Source organism: Pseudomonas saudimassiliensis (genome assembly GCF_000939975.1).
GTDB classification, from domain to species: domain Bacteria; phylum Pseudomonadota; class Gammaproteobacteria; order Pseudomonadales; family Pseudomonadaceae; genus Halopseudomonas; species Halopseudomonas saudimassiliensis.
Genome location: NZ_LK391969.1, coordinates 2,434,679 through 2,454,815, shown reverse-complemented (window position 1 = coordinate 2,454,815; position 20,137 = coordinate 2,434,679). Strand labels below are relative to the sequence as shown.

15 protein-coding genes are annotated in these 20,137 nt (G+C 62.3%); 10 read left to right on the top strand and 5 right to left on the bottom strand.

What is annotated here, in order from left to right; genetic code table 11:
- Positions 1-8 precede the first annotated feature (8 nt).
- Both aceF and VG99_RS11305 read left to right on the top strand, forming a co-directional pair.
- Complete coding sequence (gene aceF / locus VG99_RS11310) at positions 9-1,985, top strand: dihydrolipoyllysine-residue acetyltransferase (protein ID WP_044500040.1); 1,977 nt, start codon at positions 9-11, stop codon at positions 1,983-1,985.
- Positions 1,986-2,344: 359 nt separating this feature from the next.
- Complete coding sequence (locus tag VG99_RS11305; protein ID WP_044500038.1) at positions 2,345-2,944, top strand: REP-associated tyrosine transposase; 600 nt, start codon at positions 2,345-2,347, stop codon at positions 2,942-2,944.
- 369 nt (positions 2,945-3,313) lie between these two features.
- Here VG99_RS11305 and clpB read toward each other — a convergent pair whose 3' ends face one another.
- The 3 genes from clpB to rluD form a co-directional block, all read right to left on the bottom strand.
- Positions 3,314-5,881 (bottom strand): ATP-dependent chaperone ClpB, encoded by a 2,568-nt coding sequence (clpB, locus tag VG99_RS11300; protein ID WP_044500037.1) that lies wholly within the window; start codon positions 5,879-5,881, stop codon positions 3,314-3,316.
- A 123-nt stretch (positions 5,882-6,004) separates the two neighbouring features.
- Positions 6,005-6,742, bottom strand: a complete 738-nt coding sequence (pgeF, locus tag VG99_RS11295) for a peptidoglycan editing factor PgeF (RefSeq protein WP_044500035.1) — start codon at positions 6,740-6,742, stop codon at positions 6,005-6,007.
- The gene (gene rluD, locus VG99_RS11290; protein WP_044500033.1) at positions 6,739-7,698 is read right to left on the bottom strand and encodes a 23S rRNA pseudouridine(1911/1915/1917) synthase RluD; all 960 of its coding nucleotides are present in this window, start codon (positions 7,696-7,698) and stop codon (positions 6,739-6,741) included. The genes pgeF and rluD overlap by 4 nt, the downstream gene beginning before the upstream one ends.
- A 172-nt stretch (positions 7,699-7,870) precedes the next feature.
- Here rluD and VG99_RS11285 point away from each other — a divergent pair, with 172 nt between their 5' ends.
- The 5 genes from VG99_RS11285 (at position 7,871) to mqo (ending at position 13,953) form a co-directional block, all read left to right on the top strand.
- Entirely contained in the window at positions 7,871-8,875 is a 1,005-nt protein-coding gene (locus tag VG99_RS11285; RefSeq protein WP_044500032.1) for an outer membrane protein assembly factor BamD, read from the top strand.
- A gap of 173 nt (positions 8,876-9,048) precedes the next feature.
- Positions 9,049-9,285 carry a PP0621 family protein gene (locus tag VG99_RS16380; protein ID WP_044500031.1) on the top strand — a complete coding sequence of 79 codons (237 nt, stop codon included), beginning with the start codon at positions 9,049-9,051 and terminating at the stop codon, positions 9,283-9,285.
- Positions 9,266-10,858, top strand: a complete 1,593-nt coding sequence (locus VG99_RS11275; RefSeq protein WP_044500029.1) for a sensor histidine kinase — start codon at positions 9,266-9,268, stop codon at positions 10,856-10,858. Before VG99_RS16380 ends, VG99_RS11275 begins: the two co-directional genes overlap by 20 nt.
- A gap of 36 nt (positions 10,859-10,894) precedes the next feature.
- Positions 10,895-12,235, top strand: coding sequence for a sigma-54-dependent transcriptional regulator (locus VG99_RS11270; protein WP_044500028.1), 1,341 nt, complete (start codon positions 10,895-10,897; stop codon positions 12,233-12,235).
- Positions 12,236-12,465: 230 nt separating this feature from the next.
- Complete coding sequence (gene mqo, locus VG99_RS11265; RefSeq protein WP_044500027.1) at positions 12,466-13,953, top strand: malate dehydrogenase (quinone); 1,488 nt, start codon at positions 12,466-12,468, stop codon at positions 13,951-13,953.
- A gap of 64 nt (positions 13,954-14,017) precedes the next feature.
- Here the strand turns inward: mqo and VG99_RS11260 are convergent, their stop codons facing one another.
- Both VG99_RS11260 and glyA read right to left on the bottom strand, forming a co-directional pair.
- A complete protein-coding gene (locus tag VG99_RS11260) occupies positions 14,018-14,755 on the bottom strand; it encodes a substrate-binding periplasmic protein (protein WP_044500026.1) in 738 nt (245 codons plus the stop codon).
- A gap of 119 nt (positions 14,756-14,874) precedes the next feature.
- The gene (gene glyA, locus VG99_RS11255; protein WP_044500025.1) at positions 14,875-16,131 is read right to left on the bottom strand and encodes a serine hydroxymethyltransferase; all 1,257 of its coding nucleotides are present in this window, start codon (positions 16,129-16,131) and stop codon (positions 14,875-14,877) included.
- A gap of 236 nt (positions 16,132-16,367) precedes the next feature.
- Here glyA and ettA point away from each other — a divergent pair, with 236 nt between their 5' ends.
- From ettA to VG99_RS11240, 3 genes are all read left to right on the top strand, one after another.
- Positions 16,368-18,032, top strand: a complete 1,665-nt coding sequence (ettA, locus tag VG99_RS11250) for an energy-dependent translational throttle protein EttA (RefSeq protein ID WP_044500024.1) — start codon at positions 16,368-16,370, stop codon at positions 18,030-18,032.
- Between the two features lie 271 nt (positions 18,033-18,303).
- Positions 18,304-19,644 (top strand): NADP-specific glutamate dehydrogenase, encoded by a 1,341-nt coding sequence (gene gdhA / locus VG99_RS11245; protein ID WP_044500022.1) that lies wholly within the window; start codon positions 18,304-18,306, stop codon positions 19,642-19,644.
- 141 nt (positions 19,645-19,785) lie between these two features.
- Positions 19,786-20,136, top strand: coding sequence for a PilZ domain-containing protein (locus VG99_RS11240; protein WP_044500021.1), 351 nt, complete (start codon positions 19,786-19,788; stop codon positions 20,134-20,136).
- Position 20,137: the final 1 nt, after the last annotated feature.

The window sequence follows — 20,137 nt, the reverse complement described above, 5'->3', positions numbered from 1 at the left end:
GAGATACCATGAGTGAATTGATCAAGGTACCCGGCATTGGCGGCGAAGGTGAAGTCATCGAAATCCTGGTCCAGGTCGGCGACAAGGTCGAAGTGGAACAGGGTCTGGTGACCCTGGAATCGGACAAGGCCAGCATGGAAGTCCCCAGCCCCAAGGCTGGGGTCATCAAGTCGATCAAGGTCAAGCTGGGTGACACCCTGAACGAAGGGGACGACCTGGTTGAGCTGGAACTCGCTGGCGGCGAACAAGCCGCCAGCGAGGAGCCCGCCGAGCAGGACAAGAGCGAACAGGCGCCGAAGCAGGAAGCGGCTCCGGCACCGGCTGAAAAGCCGGCGCCCAAGAAAACGGGCGGCAGCGTACAGTCCTTCAATATTCCGGATATCGGTGATGGCGGCGCGCGGGTGATCGAGCTGCTGGTGCAGGTCGGCGACAAGGTCGAGGCCGAGCAGAGCCTGCTGACCCTGGAGTCGGACAAGGCCAGCATGGAAATCCCGGCCCCCGCCGCCGGCGTGATCGAATCCATCGAAGTCCAGCTCGAGCAGGAAGTGCAGACCGGTGCGCCGATGGTGCGTATGCGCGTCGAAGGCGAGGCTGAGGAATCCGTGGAAGCCGAAGCCAGCGAGCAGCCGACCAAGCAGGAGGCGGCGGAACCGGCGCCAGCGCAGAAACCCGCACCGAAGAAGGCCGAGAGCAGCGTACAGTCGTTCAATATCCCGGATATCGGTGATGGCGGCGCGCGGGTGATCGAGCTGCTGGTGCAGGTCGGCGACAAGGTCGAGGCCGAACAGAGCTTGCTGACTCTGGAATCGGACAAGGCCAGCATGGAAATCCCGGCACCGGCCGCTGGCGTGATCGAGTCTATTGAAGTGCAGCTCGAGCAGCAGGTGCAGACTGGGGACCTGATGGTGCGCATGCGTGTCGAGGGTGACAGCGAGGCCACGCCGGCCCCTGCCCAGGAAGTTCAGGACGAGGTTGCTGTGGCCCCGGCCAAGGAAGAACGCGCCCCGGCAAAGGCCGACCAGCAAGCCACCCCCGGTCCGGTCGGTGCGCCCAGCCGCGGGAAGAAGAAGGTCCACGCTGGCCCGGCCGTACGCAAACTGGCCCGCGAGTTCGGTGTGGAGCTGACCGACATAACCGGCAGCGGCCCCCGCAACCGCATCCTCAAGGAAGACGTGCAGGAATACGTGCAGAGCGTCATGCGCAAGAGCAAGGAAAGCAAAGGCGCGGCAGCAGCCACCACCGGCGGCGCGGGTATTCCGCAGGTGCCCGAAGTCGACTTCAGTCGTTTTGGTGAAGTCGAGCTGAAAGACATGACCCGTCTGCAGCAGATCGGTGCCAGCAACCTGCACCGCAGCTGGCTGAACGTACCCCATGTCACCCAGTTCGACCTGGCCGACATCAGCGAACTGGAAGACTTCCGCAAGGCGCAGAAGGCCATCGCCGAGAAGGCTGGCGTCAAGCTGACGGTACTGCCGTTCCTGCTCAAGGCCGCAGCCCACCTGCTGCGCGAGCAGCCGAACTTCAACGTCTCGCTGGCGCCCAACGGCAAACAGCTGATCCAGAAGAACTACGTGCACATCGGCTTCGCCGTGGACACACCGGACGGTCTGTTGGTCGCGGTCATTCGCGATGTGGACAAGAAGAGCCTGCTGGAGCTGGCAGCCGAAGCGGCGGAACTCGCCGACAAGGCACGCAACAAGAAGCTCAGCGCCAACGACATGCAGGGCGCCTGCTTCACCATCTCCAGCCTGGGACACATCGGTGGCACCTACTTCACACCGATCGTCAACACCCCGGAAGTCGCCATCCTGGGCGTCAGCCGGGCGACGATGCAACCGGTGTGGGACGGCAAAGCCTTCCAGCCGCGCCTGATGCTGCCGCTGTCCCTGTCCTACGACCACCGCGCCATCAACGGCGCCGCTGCCGCCCAGTTCACCAAGCGTTTGGGTGAGCTGCTGGGCGATATTCGGTCGATGTTGTTGTAAGGCACAAGCGGTCGGTAACGCAGGTTACCGACCGCTTCCCCTTCCCTCTCACCAGCCCCCTCCCGGGATTGTCAGCTCGACAGCTCTCAAATCGGCACATACCTCGAAGTTACCGCCAGCACGGTACGAGCTGGTGCTCGAACCTCCCAGGGATACCGCTCACGCACCGAGCCCCGGGGAAGTACCCCTGGGATTGTCGAGCACTAGCTCGACAGCTCCTCGAACCGGCAACACCGGAGCCACCGCCAACTCGACCATAATGCCTGCCCGTTCACAACTACGTCCTTGAACCGGCACGTTCTCTTGCCACGCCGTCCTCTCTTTGCCCGCATCGGTTCATTCTGCTTGGATCGATAATCATGGATGAACTTGTCTACCGGGGCTGGTACAACTCTCGAAAACTGCCGCACTTCGATGGCCCCAGCCTCACCCAATTCATTTCCTTTCGCTTAGCTGACTCCTTGCCTTCTGACCGGCTGAGACAGATCAAGGCGGAGCTGCGGACCTTGCCGCATGCACGGCAAGGCATCGAACGCCGCCGGAAGATGGAGTACTGGATTGACCGCGGCCTAGGCTGCTGTGCCCTGGCTCACCCACAAATGGCAGCGGTGTTCCTGGAGGGGCTGCGGCTCCATGAGGGGCGACGTTATCGCTTGCTGGCGTGGTGCATCATGCCCAACCACGTCCATATTCTTATCGAGGCGCATTACTCCCTGCCAAGAATCGTGCAGAGCTGGAAGTCATACAGTGGTCGTTGGGCTATCGGCAATAACGTGCGTCTGGGTTTAGGCATACCGGTGGGCAGCGTCTGGGCGAGGGGCTATTGGGACAGGTTCATCCGTGATGAGCAACATTTCCGTACGGCAGTGAACTACATCCATGAGAATCCGGTGAAGGCCGGTTTGTGCAAAGCAGCGGATAGCTGGCGCTGGTCCAGCGCCAATGCGGGTCCGGAGTAGCCGAGGGCATCTCTCTAGATCGAACCAACGCTGTCGAGCTGATGCTCGACCGGGTCGCGCTCGACAATCCCAGGGTGGGCTGGCGGCTGGAGTGAGGTCCTGGGAGATCCGAGCACCAGCTCGTATCGTTCTAGCGGCGGCTACGGATTTGCCTGGGATGGGCGCTGTCGAGCTGGTGCTCGACAATCCCAGGGTGGGCTGGTTGCGGGAGTGAATTCCTGGGAGATTCGAGCACCAGCTCGTATCGTTCTGGCGGCGGGCTACGGGGTTCGCCTGAGCAGGACGCTGTCGAGCTGGTGCTCGACCGGGTCAGGCTCGACAATCCCGGGGGAAAGGACGGACATCGTTGCGATGTCCGTCCGGGAGGCCTCACTTACTAAACACAAACTCCTCCCCTTCCACACCGGCCTTGATGACCACCCCCGGCTCGAAGTCGCCGCCCAGAATGCGCTGGGCCAGGGGGTTTTCGATCCAGCGTTGGATGGCGCGCTTGAGTGGGCGGGCGCCGTAGACGGGGTCGTAGCCGACGGCGATGAGCTTGTCCCGCGCCTCGTCGCTCAGCTCCAGACCCAACTCGCGCTCGGCCAGGCGCTGACGCAGGCGGCCCAGCTGGATCTCCGCGATGCCGCCGATCTGATCCTTGCCGAGCGGATCGAACACCACCACTTCGTCGATCCGGTTGACGAACTCCGGGCGGAAGTGCTGACCCACCGCATCCATCACCGCCGCCCGCTGCGCCTCGGGGTCGCCGACCAACTCCTGGATCTGCGCCGAGCCCAGGTTGGAGGTCATGACGATCACTGTATTGCGAAAATCCACGGTACGCCCCTGGCTGTCGGTGAGACGGCCATCCTCCAGCACCTGCAGCAGGATGTTGAACACATCCGGGTGGGCCTTTTCCACTTCGTCCATCAGGATCACCGAGTACGGCTTGCGGCGCACCGCTTCGGTCAGGTAGCCGCCCTCTTCGTAGCCGACGTAGCCCGGGGGGGCACCAATCAGCCGTGCCACGGAATGCTTCTCCATGAACTCGGACATGTCGATGCGCACCATGGCCTCTTCGGTATCGAACAGGAATTCGGCCAACGCCTTGCACAATTCAGTCTTGCCCACCCCGGTCGGGCCGAGGAACAGGAAGGAGCCGCTGGGGCGGTTCGGGTCCGACAACCCTGCCCGCGAGCGGCGTACCGCGTTGGACACCGCGACCACGGCCTCGTGCTGGCCGATGACCCGCTTGTGCAGCTCCTCTTCCATGCGCAGCAACTTGTCCCGCTCGCCTTCGAGCATCTTCGAGACCGGGATCCCGGTCCACTTGGAAACGACCTCGGCGATCTCCTCATCGGTGACCTTGTTGCGCAGCAGCTGGTTCTCGGTCTTGCCGTGCTGCTCTGCCATCTGCTGGCTGCGCTCCAGGTCCGGGATGATGCCGTACTGCAGTTCGGCCATGCGGTTCAGGTCGCCCTTGCGCCGAGCGTTTTCCAGCTCCTGCTTGGCCTGCTCGATCTTTTCCTGCAATTGCGCTGTGCCCTGTACCTCGGCCTTCTCGGACTTCCAGATTTCTTCAAGATCGGCGTATTCGCGTTCGAGTCGGGCGATGTCCTCCTGCAGCTTTTCCAACCGCTTGATGGTGGCTTCGTCATCCTCCTTCTTCAGCGCCTCGCGCTCGACCTTGAGCTGGATCAGCCGGCGATCCAGGCGGTCCAGCTCCTCCGGTTTGGAGTCGATCTCCATACGGATGCGGCTGGCGGCCTCGTCGATCAGGTCGATGGCCTTGTCCGGCAGCTGGCGGTCGGTGATATAGCGATGCGACAGCTTGGCCGCAGCGATGATGGCGCCATCGGTGATCGCTACCTTGTGGTGGACCTCGTAGCGCTCCTTCAGGCCGCGGAGGATGGCAATGGTGTCCTCTTCGCTGGGCTCATCGACCAGCACCTTCTGGAAACGCCGCTCCAGCGCCGCGTCCTTCTCGATGTATTGCCGGTACTCATCCAGGGTGGTCGCGCCCACGCAGTGCAGCTCGCCCCGCGCCAGTGCCGGCTTGAGCATATTGCCGGCATCCATGGAGCCTTCCGCCTTGCCGGCGCCAACCATGGTGTGCAGCTCGTCGATGAACAGGATGATCTGCCCTTCCTGCTTGCCCAACTCATTGAGCACGGCCTTGAGCCGCTCTTCGAACTCGCCGCGGAACTTGGCGCCGGCAATCAGCGAGCCCATATCCAGCGACAGCAGCCGCTTGCCCTTCAATCCGTCGGGCACTTCGCCATTGATGATGCGCTGGGCCAAGCCCTCGACAATGGCGGTCTTGCCCACCCCCGGCTCGCCGATCAGCACCGGGTTGTTCTTGGTGCGGCGCTGCAAAACCTGCACGGTACGGCGAATCTCATCGTCCCGGCCGATCACCGGGTCAAGTTTGCCCTCCTCGGCTTTGCGGGTCAGGTCCACGGTGTATTTGTCCAGCGCCTGGCGTGATTCCTCGGCATTGGCATCGTTTACGGTGTCGCCGCCGCGCAGGTTGTCGATGGCGGTTTCCAGTGCCTTTCTCGATACACCCTGGGCCAGCAGGATATTGCCCAGCCGGGTGTTCTCGTCCATGGCGGCCAGCAGCACCAGCTCGCTGGAGATGAACTGATCGCCGCGCTTTTGCGCCATGCCGTCGGCCTTGTTCAGCAGCCGGGCCAGGTCGGTGGACAGGTTCACATCGCCGGTGGGGTTGGCGATGGTTGGAAGTTGGTCGATCGCGTCGCTGAGTTGCTGGCGCAAGGTGCCGAGGTCGAAACCGACCTGCAGTAACAGCGGCTTGATGGAACCTTGCTGCTGCTCGATGAGGGCGAGCAACAGGTGCAAGGGTTCTATCTGGTTATGATCACGGCCCACTGCCAGCGACTGGGCGTCGGACAGGGCCATTTGCAATTTGCTGGTCAAGCGGTCAATACGCATGGGTAATAATCCTTATCGGCAGGCCGGAGCCAGGAGACTGTCCCAGGTCCAGCAAGATTCACTTTAGATGAATCATAGATGAGGATTATTACTGCGCTTTCAAGGGGGTCACGTTGACTCGCGTCAAATTTTTGTCGCAGAGTCCAGCCAGACCAGGGAGGCGAAGCGTCCGGTCTGGCCGTCGCGTCGGTAGGAGAAGAAGCGCGTCGGGTCACTGACTGTGCACAGGCCGCCGCCGTAAATCGCCGTCACTCCGGCGCTGCGCAGGCGCAGTCGGGCCAACTGGTAGATATCGGCCAGGTAATGACCCGCCCGCTCGGACGGCTTGAAGCACTCGGCGGCCGCGGCGCTGCCGAATATATCCCGCACCTCCGGCCCGACTTCAAAGTTGTCGGGGCCGATGGCCGGCCCTAGCCAGACCAGTAGTTCCTCCGGGGGCACGCCCATCGCGCTGATGGTGTTCTCCAGAATGCCGGCAGCCAGCCCGCGCCAGCCGGCGTGGGCCGCAGCGACCCGGGTGCCGGCACGGTCACAGAAGAGTACCGGCAGGCAATCGGCAGTCATGACCACACAGGCCACGTCCGGCTCGAGGGTCCAGCTGGCATCCGCCTCCTCTACCAGGCCGGGCGCCGCTTCGACCACATCGGTACTGTGGGTCTGCTCCAGCCAGGCCATGCGACAGCCCAGCAGGCGCCCCAGCTCGGCCCGATTGGCCAGCACGTTGTTCAGCTCATCGCCGACGTGGGTGCCCAGATTGAACCCCTTGTAGACACCCTGGCTGCAGCCATCCTGCCGTGTGGTTACGCAGGTCTTGACCCACTCGGGGGCTGGCCAGTCGGCCTGCAGCCAGTGCTGTTTCATTCTTCGATCTCGCCGTCCTGGCGCAGCAGCGCCAGCAACGCCTGCATATCGGCGGGCAATGGCGCTTCCCAGCGCATCGGCCGATTGTCGTCCGGGTGCTCCAGTTCCAGGCGCCTGGCATGCAGTGCCTGGCGCGGGAACCCCCGCAGCATGGCGATCAGCTCCTGGTTCGCGCCCGGCGGGATGCGCAGCCGGCCGCCGTAGGTCTGGTCGCCCACCAGGGGATAATTGATATGACTCATGTGCACGCGGATCTGGTGGGTGCGCCCGGTTTCCAGCTTGACTTTGACGTGGGTATGGGCCCTAAAGCGGCTGATGACGCGGTAATGACTTACCGCGTCCTTGCCGCCGGCCACCACGGCCATCTTCTGACGATTGTTGCCGTGCCGGGCGATCGGCTGGTCGACCTTGCCGCCAGCGGTCATCACACCCACCACCACGCATTCGTATTCCCGGGTCACGCTGCGGTTCTGCAACTGGATGACCAGGTCGGTCTGCGCTTCCAGGGTCTTGGCCACGACCATGAGCCCGGTGGTGTCCTTGTCCAGCCGGTGGACAATACCCGCGCGCGGCACCTTGGCCAGCTCCGGGGCATGGTGCAGCAGGGCGTTGAGCAGGGTGCCGTCGTGGTGGCCAGCGGCCGGGTGGACCACCAGCCCCGCCGGCTTGTTGATCACCAGCAGGGCATGGTCTTCATAGACGATATCCAGGTCGATGGCTTCCGGCTGCCAGTCGCCCTGCACTTCCAATTCGGCGTCCAGCTCCAGCAGTTCGTCGCCGTAGACAGTGTCGCGAGGGCGCACCTGTTTTCCGTCAACCGTCAGGCTGCCGTCCTTGATCCAGCCCTGCAAACGCGACCGGGAATGGCTGGGGAACAATCGGGCAGCGACCTGGTCAAGGCGTTGACCACCACACTCTGGGGTAACCTGTGCAGACAAGCGAATTCGTTCGGACATCAATGGCTCACTGGAACGCACCGGTAACGCGCAATCCCTTTTGGTTTCGGCCCGGCGCTGTGGTTAAATACGGCTTCTTTGCCTGACACATGCTGTGTCCGGCAACTGAGCTCAACTATAACAGGACGGCTGTCAGGGCAACAGCGCGGGGTCGTCCATCCGGATGTCAAACATGTCGATTAAACATCTATTGCTGGTCGGTCTGCTGAGTCTGTTGGCGGCCTGTTCATCAAACAAGGCGACGGTGCTGGATGAATCGCTCAGCGAATCCGAGCTCTACGTCCTGGCGCAGAAAAACCTGGATGCCAACAACTACGGCCAGGCCATCGAATCACTGCGGGCCCTGGAGTCGCGTTACCCCTTCGGCCGGTTCGCCGAGCAGGCGCAGCTGGAGCTGATCTATGCCTATTACCAGAACATGGAGCTGGATGCGGCCAAGTCGTCCGCCGACCGCTTCATCCGCCTGCATCCGCAACATCCCAACGTGGACTATGCGTACTATCTGCGCGGCATGACCTCCTTCACCCGGGACCGCGGCCTCTTCGAGCGCTTTCTGCCGCTGGACATGACCCGCCGTGATCCCGGTGCAGCGCGGGATTCGTTCAACGAGTTCGCCCAGCTGGTCAGCCGCTACCCCAATAGCCGCTACGCCCCCGATGCCCGCCAGCGCATGGTGTACCTGCGCAACTTGCTGGCTTCCTATGATGCCCACGTGGGCCATTACTACCTCAAGCGGGGCGCCTATATCGCCGCGGTAAACCGGGGTCGCTACATTGTCGAGAACTTCCAGCAGACGCCCGCGGTCGGTGACGGCCTGGCGCTGATGGTCGAAGGCTACCGCCGCCTGGCCATGGATGATCTGGCCGACAACGCCCTGCTGGCGCTGCAGACCAACTATCCCGAGCACCCGAGCCTCGTGGACGGTGAGTTCCGCCACCATGTGGAACCGGCCCAGCGGGACGCCGGTTGGGTCGAATCGATGACCGTTGGCCTGCTCGACAAGGTCATGACGCCGCCGTCCATGAACCGGGAAACCCAGATGGAACGGGAGATGGAGCAACAGTATCAGGAAGCGCTGAACGCCCTGCCCCGCGATATCAAGGCTCCGCGCCAGGCCCCAGAAGCCGAAACCAAACGCTCGATCTGGAGCCGCATGACCTTCGGTCTGTTCGACTGATATACCTGCCCCACGCCGGCTCGGCGTGGGGTGTAACTTCCAGGGCGAGCCGCCCTTGATGCCCCTCTTCGGGCGCTTCCCACTCGATCGCAATGGAACCACGGACTGGTTTGGCCCGCCGCCAGGGTGGGATACACTAGGCCCGCACACCCTCACATGGAATCATCGCGAGCATGGGCTTGATCAAACTCTTCATTATTCTGGTGCTGGCGTACATCGCCTTTGTCTTCTGGCGCCAGTGGAAAGCCGCCCAGACGGAGAAGCGTCGCGCTGCGCCGCCTCCGCAACAGTCGCCAAGGATGGTCCGCTGCCAACAATGCCAGCTGCACCTGCCGGAACATCTGGCCCTGCGCCAGGGGAATAAATGGTATTGCTGCAGCGAGCACCGCGATGTGGACCAACAACACTGACACGGTTGACTCCCAACGCCCGAAAATATTGCGTATCTACAATATCTATCGGGTGGTGCTCGGGCTTTTCCTGACCCTGCTGACCAGCTCGGCCCTGCGCGACGGGCTGATCGACCTGCAGAACCCCGATCTCTACGAGAGCGCCAGCTGGATCTACCTGATCTGCAATGTGCTCATCGCCCTGCTGTTGCACCAGGGCAAGCGCGACCTGCACCTGTTCGTGCTCGCCTTCATCGATATCTTCCTGCTCGCGGTATTGTTCTACGCCGCCGGCGGCGCCAGCAGTGGGCTGGGCAACCTGTTGATCATCCCGGTGGCCACTGGCAACATCCTGCTGCATGGCCGTATCGGCCTGCTGCTGGCCGCCCTGGCGAGCCTGGCGCTGATCTACCTGACCTTCTTTCTCAGCCTGGCCCACCCGGCGATCAGCCAGAGTTACCTGCAGGTAGGGGTGCTTGGCTGCATCTATTTTGCCGTGGCGCTGTTCGTCCAGCGACTGAGCCGGCGTCTGCGCCTGTCGGAGAACCTGGCCCAGCAGCATGCCGCCAGCCTGGCGAGCATGGAGAAACTCAACCAGCTGATTATCCAGCGCATGCGCACCGGCATCATGGTCATCGACGAGTCGCTGCAGGTACTGCTCGCAAACGAGGCGGCAGCGCAGATGCTCGGCAAGCCCATCATCCGCGGTATGGCCCTCGACAGCCTCGCCCCCGAGCTGGGCCAGCGCCAGCGCCAATGGCAGCTCAACCCCTCCATCCGCGCCCTGCCCTTTCGCAATCACCCGGGCGGCGCCGAGTTGATGGCCAACTTCAAGCGCTTGCCCGCCGAGGAACCCCGATCCATCCTGATCTTCCTCGACGATCATGCCCTGATGGCCCAGCAGGTACAGCAGCTGAAACTGGCGTCCCTTGGCCGACTCACCGCCAGCATCGCCCACGAAATCCGCAACCCCCTGGGGGCGCTCAGCCATGCCGCGCAGCTGCTGATCGAGTCGGAGCATATCCACCCGCAGGACCGGCGACTGACCGAAATCATCCAGCAGCATTCCAAGCGCATGAACAAGGTCATCGAAACCGTGCTCGAGCTGTCCCGCCGCCGCCAGAGCGAGCCACAACTGGTCGACCTCACGCTGTGGCTGGCGCAGTTCATCCGGGACTACAAGCAGACCAGTCCGGCCACTGATACCATCGAATGCGAGCTGGAGAAGGAAGGCATTCTCACCCGCATGGATCCGAATCAGCTGAGCCAGGTGCTGGGCAATCTGTGCCAGAACGCCTTCCGCTACAGTGGCGAGCCGGGTAGTCCGCGGACCATCTGGCTGAAACTCTATGAGGACACCCAGAACGGGTTGCCCACGCTGGAAGTCATCGACCATGGACCCGGTATCGATGACCGCCACCTGAGCCAGGTGTTCGAGCCCTTCTACACCACCGAAGCAGCGGGCACCGGCCTGGGTCTGTATATTTCCCGGGAGCTCTGCGAGAGCAACCAGGCTACGCTGGAATACGAGCGGTTGGAGCCGCGCGGCAGTTGCATGCGCATCGTCTTCGCCCATCCCAAACGCCTGGTATGATTCTTCCACCGAATTGACGACTGCAGGGAGCAAGACGTGAATAACCCGCTGGCACTGATCATCGATGACGAGCCCGACATCCTCGAGCTGCTGGACATGACCCTGGGCCGGATGAATATCAGCACCCGCAGTGCGACCAGCCTGGCGCAGGCACTGGAGCTGCTCGGCCAGCAGCACTTCGACCTGTGCCTGACCGACATGCGCCTGCCAGATGGCGATGGCCTGAGTATCGTGCGGCATATCCAGCAGCACTGCCCCAATACGCCGGTAGCGATGATCACCGCCTACGGCAGCCTGGATACGGCCATCAACGCGCTCAAGTCAGGGGCGTTCGACTTTCTTACCAAACCGGTGGACCTGCAGCGCCTGCGTGAGCTGGTCAACAGCGCGCTACGCCTCAGCCGTCCGCGGGAAGAACCCATTGCTGAAGATGCGGACGATCCGATCCAGGGCGCTTCGCCGCCAATCCAGCAACTGCGCCGGCAGATTGCCAAGCTCGCCCGTAGCGAGGCCCCTCTCTATATCAGCGGCGAGTCCGGCAGTGGCAAGGAATTGGTCGCCCGGCGCATCCATGCCCTCGGACCGCGGGCCTGCCACCCCTTTGTGCCGGTGAACTGCGGGGCCATTCCGTCGGAGCTGATGGAAAGCGAGTTCTTCGGCCATCGTAAGGGCAGCTTCACCGGCGCCGTGGCCGACAAGCCGGGATTGTTCCAGGCGGCCAGTGGCGGCACCCTGTTTCTCGACGAGGTGGCCGACCTGCCGCTGGCCATGCAGGTCAAGCTGCTGCGGGCCATCCAGGAGAAGGCGGTGCGCCCCGTCGGCACCCAACAGGAGCAACCGGTGAACGTGCGGCTGCTCTGCGCCACCCACAAGGATCTGGCCCAGGAAGTCGCCGAGGGGCGATTCCGCCAGGACCTGTTCTACCGGATCAACGTGATCGAGCTCTGTGTGCCGCCGCTGCGGGAGCGCCGCGAAGACATCCCGCTGATGGTCAAACGGATCCTTGCCCAACTGGCCCAGCGCGCTGGCGTGCCTGTACCCCATGTCGACCCCGCTTGCATGGAGCGCCTGAGCAATTACCGGTTCCCGGGGAACGTGCGTGAACTGGAAAACATTCTAGAGCGCGCCTTCACCCTGTGCGAGGGCGACACCATCATGGCCAGCGATATCCAGCTTGCTGCCGGCCCGGTCCCGGGCGACGATGCGGCGCTGGGGCAGATCGATTCGCTGGAGGATTTTCTCGATGATATCGAGCGCAAGGCCCTGACCCAGGCACTGGAGGAGACCCGCTGGAACAAGACCGCCGCGGCCCGTCGCCTGGGGCTGACCTTCCGCTCGCTGCGCTACCGCCTGAAGAAACTGGGGCTGGAGGACTGACCAGCCCGCCTTCCTTGCCAGGACGCCTTACTCCAAACCAGCGCGTTTGCCTCGTCTCACGCTGGCAACCGTTGCGTCACGTCAGCAGGCGTCATCACACCGTACCGCTACCTTGCCCACCCAGGCACTCGTGGTGCATTTGATGTGTCTATTGCATAGGTAACGGTTATGACACGCAGCGGGATAAACGAGTATCATACGCGCAGTTTTTAGTAAGAGGCGACATGTAAATGACAGCAAAAGATGTAGACGTATTGCTGGTCGGTGGTGGCGTCATGAGCGCCACGCTCGGAATGTTGCTCAAACAGCTCGATCCAAATATGACCATTACCCTGGTCGAACGTCTGGATCACGTCGCTCATGAGAGCACGGATGGCTGGAACAATGCCGGCACGGGGCACGCCGGTTACTGTGAGCTGAACTACACTCCCCAAGCCGATGATGGCAACATCACGATCAACCGTGCCCTGTCGATCAATGCGAACTTCGAGGTGAGCCTGCAATTCTGGTCCTACCTGGTCGAACAGCAGATCCTCCCGGCGCCCGGCAAGTTCATCAACCCCACTGCACACCAGAGCTTCGTCTGGGGCGAGAAGGACGTCGCGTTCCTGCGCAAACGTCACGAATTGCTCAGTGCACACCACCTGTTCGCGGAGATGCAGTACAGCGAGTCCCGGGAGCAACTGGCGGAATGGATGCCACTGGTCATGCGGGACCGTGCGGCCACGGGGCCGGTAGCGGCCACCCGCGTTGATCACGGCTCGGATGTGGATTTCGGCTCCCTGACCCGCAGCATGATCAAGCACCTGGTCGCCCAGGATAACTTCGAGCTGTGCCTCAGCCACTCGGTCAAGAGCCTGCGCAAGAGCAAGCGTGGCCATTGGCGGGTGTCGGTGAAGGATGAACACAACGGCGATGACAAGCAGTTCAACGCCCGCTTCGTGTTCCTCGGTGCCGGTGGTGGTTCCCTGCCGCTGCTGCAGAAGTCCCACATCGATGAAAGCCAGGGTTATGGTGGCTTCCCGGTCAGCGGCCAGTGGCTGGTCTGCAAGAAGCCGGAGATTGTTCAACAGCACCATTCCAAGGTCTACGGCAAGGCCCCGGTCGGCGCTCCGCCCATGTCGGTGCCGCATCTTGACACGCGCATCATCAATGGTCAGCCGGCCCTGCTGTTCGGCCCCTTCGCTGGCTTTACCACCAAGTTCCTGAAAAAAGGCTCGGTATTTGACCTGTTTTCCTCGGTCCGCCCGTACAACGTGGCGCCGATGATGGCGGTGGGTCGCGACAACATGGACCTGACCAAATACCTGATCGCAGAATCCTTCCAGTCCCACAAGGACCGGGTCGCCTCCCTGCGCAACTTCTTCCCGGACGCCAAGGAAGAAGACTGGACCTTGCAGAACGCTGGCATGCGGGTCCAGATCATCAAGAAGGACGCCGAGGGACACGGCAAGCTGGAGTTCGGCACGGAAATCGTGGCGGCAAAGGATGGCACCCTGGCAGCACTGCTGGGCGCTTCTCCGGGCGCGTCCACTGCTGTACAGGCCATGATCGACGTGCTGCACCGCTGCTTCAAGGACCGCATGGCGTCGCCCCAATGGCAGGCCCGCATGAAGGACCTGGTGCCTTCCTACGGCCAGTCGCTGATTGACGATGCTGCGCTGCTCAAGACGGTCCGCGACCGCACCTTGAGCACGCTCAATCTGCGCCGCGACTGACCGCTCGCTGCGCATCACCCGCTGGCAGACTGTGAACCACCTGCCGGCGGGCTCCCCCACCCCGCTACTGCCGAGTCACATCCAGCTCGACCCCTTGAACCTGCAATCGGTCGAAGGCCGCGTCCAGATCCGCGCGCAGCTGTTCGGCAAAGCCGGAATGGCGTGACAGCACCAGGCGCATGGGATGTACCGCCACTTCCATATCTGCCAACTCTACCCCTGGCACCTCCTGCAATACCACGTCCACCTGCGCCCGATAATCCAGCAGATAGTCGCCACGGCCGCGCAGCAGCATATTCACCGCCCCTTTGTGCGAGTTGCTCTTATGGATGGTCAACTCCAGCTGCGGATCCAGCAGGGTATTCTTCAGGCCAGTGGTGTAGGTGAAGTTGGTGATCAGGATGACGCTCTTGCCCCGCAGCCCTTGCGGCCAGATGGGTGCCGGGCGGTCCGGCAGGTAGTACAGGTTGATGCCTACCGCGCCGAGGTCGCGCTCCGTCAGCAGGGTATGTTCATCCAGACCCGGCTTGTTCAGCACCCCGGGCCACAGATGGACATCACCGTTCTCCAGCCCCAGCCAGATGCGGGCGGCGGGAAGAATGCGAATCCGCGCCGTGTAGCCGGCTTCGTCCAGCAGCTTGCGCAGGAGCTCGACCGCCTTGCCGGTAGCCCGGCCGGAGTCATCGAGTTCCGAGTAGCCCGGAAAGTCCATGAACGCGGCTTCCACCCGCGGTTTGTTTTCCGCCTGGGCCAGGCTGCCCCAGAGCAACAGCAGGACCAGCCATTTGCTCATCCCTTTCATCAACACCCCCTCCCAGCTTGCAGGTCGTCATCCTGCCCAGCCTAATGGGCTGCCGGCATATTGCAATAAAAAACCCCTCGCCGGTGACCCGGAGAGGGGTTCTTGTACTGCCCTGCCGCTTACTCGCCGTATACCGGCAAACGCGCGCAGATGGCCTTGACCTGTTCACGGACACGGTCGATCACCGACTCATCGCCCATGTTGTCGAGGATGTCGCAGATCCAGCCAGCCAGCTCGCGGCAGTCCTGCTCCTTGAACCCACGGGTGGTCACCGCCGGCGTACCGATACGCAGACCGGAGGTCACGAAGGGCGAGCGCGGATCGTTCGGCACCGCGTTCTTGTTCACGGTAATGAAGGCGCGACCCAGGGCGGCATCGGCGTCCTTACCGGTGATGTCCTGCTTGATCAGGGACAGCAGGAACAGGTGGTTCTTGGTGCCACCGGAAACCACATCAAAACCACGCTCGATGAACACCTCGGCCATGGCCTGGGCATTCTTCACCACCTGCTGCTGGTAGGCCTTGAACTCATCGCTCATGGCTTCCTTGAAGCAGATCGCCTTTGCCGCGATCACGTGCATCAGCGGGCCGCCCTGGCCGCCCGGGAATACCGCCGAGTTGAGCTTCTTCTCCAGCTCCTCATTGGCACGGGCCAGGATCAGACCACCACGGGGACCGCGCAGGGTCTTGTGGGTAGTGGTCGTGACCACGTCAGCATAAGGCACTGGGTTCGGGTAGACACCCGCGGCAACCAGACCGGCCACGTGAGCCATGTCGACGAACAGATAGGCCCCGACCTTGTCGGCGATCTCGCGGAAGCGCGGGAAGTCCAGAATCTGGGAATAGGCAGAGAAGCCGGCAACGATCATCTTCGGCTTGTGCTCGACGGCCAGGCGCTCCAGCTCGTCGTAGTCAATCAGCCCGGTGGCAGTGTCGATACCGTACTGTACCGCGTTGTACATCTTGCCAGAGAAATTGACCGAGGCGCCGTGGGTCAGGTGACCGCCGTGGGCCAGGCTCATGCCCAGCACGGTGTCGCCCGGCTGCACCAGCGCCTGGAATACCGCGCTGTTGGCCTGGGAGCCGGCGTGGGGCTGAACGTTGGCGTAATCAGCACCGAACAGCTGCTTGGCCCGGTCGATGGCCAGTTGCTCAGCCACATCCACGAATTCACAGCCACCGTAGTAGCGCTTGCCCGGATAGCCTTCGGCGTACTTGTTGGTAAGCACCGACCCCTGGGCCTGCATTACGGCAGGACTGGTGTAGTTCTCGGATGCGATCAGCTCGATGTGCTCTTCCTGACGCTGGGCTTCCTGCTGCATGGCAGACCACAGCTCGGCGTCGAAAGTGGCAATATCGTTGGAACGGCTAAACATGTCACGGCCCTCTGCCAGAGATGTACAAATAAAAAAGAGGCCGCATTTTACCCCAACCGGGCATAACTGGCACATGAAAAGGATTCAGGCGCTCGATGAGCGGAATTCGGGGACCTACTCCCCTCCCCCATATTTGCCCTCCACACCGACTTCGGCTAGCCTTGCCCACCATTCTCCTGCCCGTTCAGGGCGGCATATATAGTCATTCATTTTTTATCAATACAGGTTACGCCTCCATGGCCCAATACGTTTACAGCATGCACCGGGTGAGCAAGGTTGTGCCCCCGAAGCGGCAGATCCTCAAGGATATTTCCCTGTCATTCTTCCCCGGCGCCAAGATTGGTGTGCTGGGTCTCAACGGTGCGGGTAAATCCACCCTGCTACGCATCATGGCGGGGGTGGATACCGAGTTCGACGGCGAAGCGCGGCCCATGCCCGGCATCAATGTCGGCTATCTGCCCCAGGAGCCACAACTGGATCCGGAGCGCACCGTACGGGAAATCGTTGAAGAAGCCGTCAGTCACGTCAAGGATGCCCAAGCCCGGCTGGACGAGGTGTACGCCGCCTACGCCGAACCCGACGCCGACTTCGACGCCCTGGCCGCGGAACAGGCCAAGCTGGAAGCTATCCTGCAGGCCGCAGACGGCCACAACCTGGACCGTCAGCTGGAAGTGGCCGCCGATGCCCTGCGCCTGCCGCCGTGGGACGCCACCATCGGCCACCTGTCCGGCGGTGAAAAACGCCGCGTGGCCCTGTGCCGCCTGCTGCTGTCGGCGCCCGACATGCTGCTGCTGGACGAGCCGACCAACCACCTGGATGCCGACTCGGTCGCCTGGCTGGAGCAGTTCCTGCACAACTTCCCCGGCACCGTGGTCGCGATTACCCACGACCGCTACTTCCTGGACAACGTCGCCGGCTGGATTCTCGAGCTGGACCGTGGCCATGGCATTCCCTTCGAAGGCAACTACTCCCAGTGGCTGGAATCCAAGGCCAACCGCCTGGCCACCGAAGCCAAGCAGGAAGCCTCCCACGCCAAGGCCATGAAGGCCGAACTGGAGTGGGTGCGCCAGGGTGCCAAGGGCCGCCAGGCCAAGTCCAAGGCGCGCCTGCAGCGTTTCGAGGAAATGCAGTCCCAGGAATTCCAGAAGCGCAGCGAGACCAACGAGATCTACATCCCGGCCGGCCAGCGCCTGGGGGACCAGGTCATCGAACTGCACAATGTATCCAAGGGCTACGGCGACCGGGTGCTGATCGATGACCTGTCACTGACCATTCCCAAGGGTGCCATTGTCGGTGTCATCGGCGGTAACGGCGCGGGTAAATCCACCCTGTTCCGCATGCTGACCGGCAAGGAACAGCCCGATAGCGGCAAGATCGTCATCGGTGAGAGTGTGCACATCGCCAGTGTCGACCAGAGTCGGGACAACCTCGACGGCAACAAGACCGTTTGGGAGCAGGTGTCCAACGGGTTCGACATGATCAAGGTCGGCAACTATGAAGTGCCCTCCCGGGGCTATGTCGGCCGCTTCAACTTCAAGGGCGCGGATCAGCAGAAGTTCGTCAAGGACCTGTCCGGGGGTGAGCGCGGTCGCCTGCATCTGGCGATGACGCTGAAACAGGGCGCCAACGTGCTGCTGCTGGACGAACCGTCCAACGATCTGGACGTGGAAACCCTGCGGGCACTGGAGGAAGCGCTGCTCGACTTCCCCGGCTCGGCCATCGTGATCTCCCACGACCGCTGGTTCCTCGACCGTATCGCCACGCACATTCTGTCCTATGAGGATGACGCAAAAGTGATATTCTTCGAGGGCAACTACACCGAGTTTGAAGCAGACCGCAAGAAACGCCTGGGCGAAGCCGCAGCCCAGCCGCATCGTGTCCGTTATAAAAAACTCGCCTGACCAAAAAGTCACATTTTTTCTGAACTTTTTTGCCCCCGCGCATGCGACCAAATAGCGCATGCGCCGGGGAGCGAAAATAATTCTGAAAACGCTTTGAAAACAGGCACCTGCAGCATTCCCCCGGCTCCCGGGGACACCCTCGAGCAGGGGCTGCAGGGGGCCGTTTCCCTCCACCTCCAAGCAAGTTTTTTTGCCAAGCGCTATTTCGGAGCGTGCATAGCTCTGATAAATTTGCGCCATTACGTCTTAAACTTGCAAAAAAGAGACTTCCATGACTGATACTCTGACCTCCTGCCTGGCGCATCTCAAACTGCGCGATCCAGAGCAACCCGAATTCCATCAGGCAGCTGAAGAAGTGCTGAGCACACTGTGGCCCTTCCTGCAGGAGAACCCGAAGTATCTCAAGGCCGGCATCATCGAACGCCTGATCGAGCCCGAGCGGGTCATCATGTTCCGCGTGCCGTGGATGGATGATAGCGGCCAGGTGCATGTCAACCGCGGTTTCCGCGTCCAGATGAACAGTGCCATCGGTCCCTACAAGGGCGGCCTGCGGTTCCACCCGTCGGTCAACCTGGGCGTGCTCAAGTTCCTCGCCTTCGAGCAGGTATTCAAGAATGCCTTGACCACCCTGCCCATGGGCGGCGGCAAGGGCGGCTCGGACTTCGATCCCAAGGGCAAGAGCAACGCCGAAGTCATGCGTTTCTGCCAGTCATTCATGACTGAACTGTCCCGCCACATCGGCGAGAACCTGGATATTCCGGCCGGTGATATCGGCGTCGGCGCCCGGGAAATCGGCTACATGTATGGCCAGTACAAGCGTCTGCGCAACGAATTCACCTCGGTGCTGACCGGCAAGGGCCTGACCTACGGCGGCAGCCTGATCCGTCCGGAAGCGACCGGTTACGGCGCGGTCTATTTCGCCGAAGAAATGCTGCAGGAGCGCGGCCGCAGCCTCGAAGGCCAGCGGATCGCCGTGTCCGGCTCCGGCAACGTGGCCCAGTATGCTGCGCTCAAGGCCATGGATCTGGGCGCGGTGGTCATTTCCGTGTCCGATTCCGGTGGCACCCTGTACTTCCCCGAGGGCATGACCACTGAGCAGTGGCATTACCTGATGGACCTGAAGAACGAGCGTCGCGGTCGGCTGCAGGAAATGGCCACCGAGTTCGGCCTGGAATTCCTCGCCCAGCGCACCCCCTGGCACCTGGTCTGTGATATCGCGCTGCCCTGCGCCACCCAGAACGAGCTCAACGGTGACGATGCGCGCACGCTGATCGCCAACGGCTGCTTCTGCGTTGTCGAAGGTGCCAACATGCCTTCCACCCTGGAAGCGATCGATGTATTCCTGGAGCAGCGCATCCTGTTCGCCCCTGGCAAGGCAGCCAACGCCGGTGGCGTGGCGGTGAGCGGGCTGGAGATGAGCCAGAACGCCATGCGCATGCAATGGACCGACGGCGAAGTGGACACCAAGCTGCACGCGATCATGCAGTCCATCCACTCGGCCTGTGAGCGCTACGGCAAGGAAGAGGACGGCTACATCAACTACGTCAAAGGCGCGAATATCGCCGGCTTCGTCAAGGTTGCCGACGCCATGCTGGCCCAGGGCGTGGTCTGAATCCCTGGTTGAACGACTCAGCCTCACCGGAGGCTGATGACCCGGTCTGTCACAGGTTTGCCTGTGGCAGATAGGTGGCTGCGGGGCCCGGTCCTCGGCAGCTGATATTGACCTGCTGAAAACGATGTCCCGGTGGCCGTCATGTCAGACTATCCTCCTCCCCCCTATTTCAACGCCAGCGTCCGTCTCTACCAGGACAACTGGAGCGCCCGCAGCACCCTGCTCGACCTGTCCCTGCACGGCCTGCTCGTGAGTCGCCCCGACACGTGGCCGGAGGCAGATCCCAGCGCAAGCTTCGATGCCATCATCGACCTGGTCGCTCGCGAGCAGATCCACCTGGAAGCACGTCTGGCCTTTGTGCGCCACGACCAGCTCGGGTTGACCTTGGTCCATATGGATCTGGATTCGGCCAGCCAGCTCAAGCAGTTGATTCGCCTGACACTGGCCGACCCGGCGCTCGCCGACCGCGTGTTACCCGAGCTGGGTAGCTGAA

Coding starts and splice junctions, on each gene's coding strand:
- ettA (WP_044500024.1), top strand. CDS start 16,368: ATGGCCCAATACGTTTACAGCATGCACCGGGTGAGCAAGGTTGTGCCC.
- aceF (WP_044500040.1), top strand. CDS start 9: ATGAGTGAATTGATCAAGGTACCCGGCATTGGCGGCGAAGGTGAAGTC.
- VG99_RS11305 (WP_044500038.1), top strand. CDS start 2,345: ATGGATGAACTTGTCTACCGGGGCTGGTACAACTCTCGAAAACTGCCG.
- rluD (WP_044500033.1), bottom strand. CDS start 7,698: ATGTCCGAACGAATTCGCTTGTCTGCACAGGTTACCCCAGAGTGTGGT.
- VG99_RS11285 (WP_044500032.1), top strand. CDS start 7,871: ATGTCGATTAAACATCTATTGCTGGTCGGTCTGCTGAGTCTGTTGGCG.
- mqo (WP_044500027.1), top strand. CDS start 12,466: ATGACAGCAAAAGATGTAGACGTATTGCTGGTCGGTGGTGGCGTCATG.
- VG99_RS16380 (WP_044500031.1), top strand. CDS start 9,049: ATGGGCTTGATCAAACTCTTCATTATTCTGGTGCTGGCGTACATCGCC.
- pgeF (WP_044500035.1), bottom strand. CDS start 6,742: ATGAAACAGCACTGGCTGCAGGCCGACTGGCCAGCCCCCGAGTGGGTC.
- glyA (WP_044500025.1), bottom strand. CDS start 16,131: ATGTTTAGCCGTTCCAACGATATTGCCACTTTCGACGCCGAGCTGTGG.
- VG99_RS11260 (WP_044500026.1), bottom strand. CDS start 14,755: ATGAAAGGGATGAGCAAATGGCTGGTCCTGCTGTTGCTCTGGGGCAGC.
- clpB (WP_044500037.1), bottom strand. CDS start 5,881: ATGCGTATTGACCGCTTGACCAGCAAATTGCAAATGGCCCTGTCCGAC.
- gdhA (WP_044500022.1), top strand. CDS start 18,304: ATGACTGATACTCTGACCTCCTGCCTGGCGCATCTCAAACTGCGCGAT.
- VG99_RS11275 (WP_044500029.1), top strand. CDS start 9,266: ATGTGGACCAACAACACTGACACGGTTGACTCCCAACGCCCGAAAATA.
- VG99_RS11240 (WP_044500021.1), top strand. CDS start 19,786: ATGTCAGACTATCCTCCTCCCCCCTATTTCAACGCCAGCGTCCGTCTC.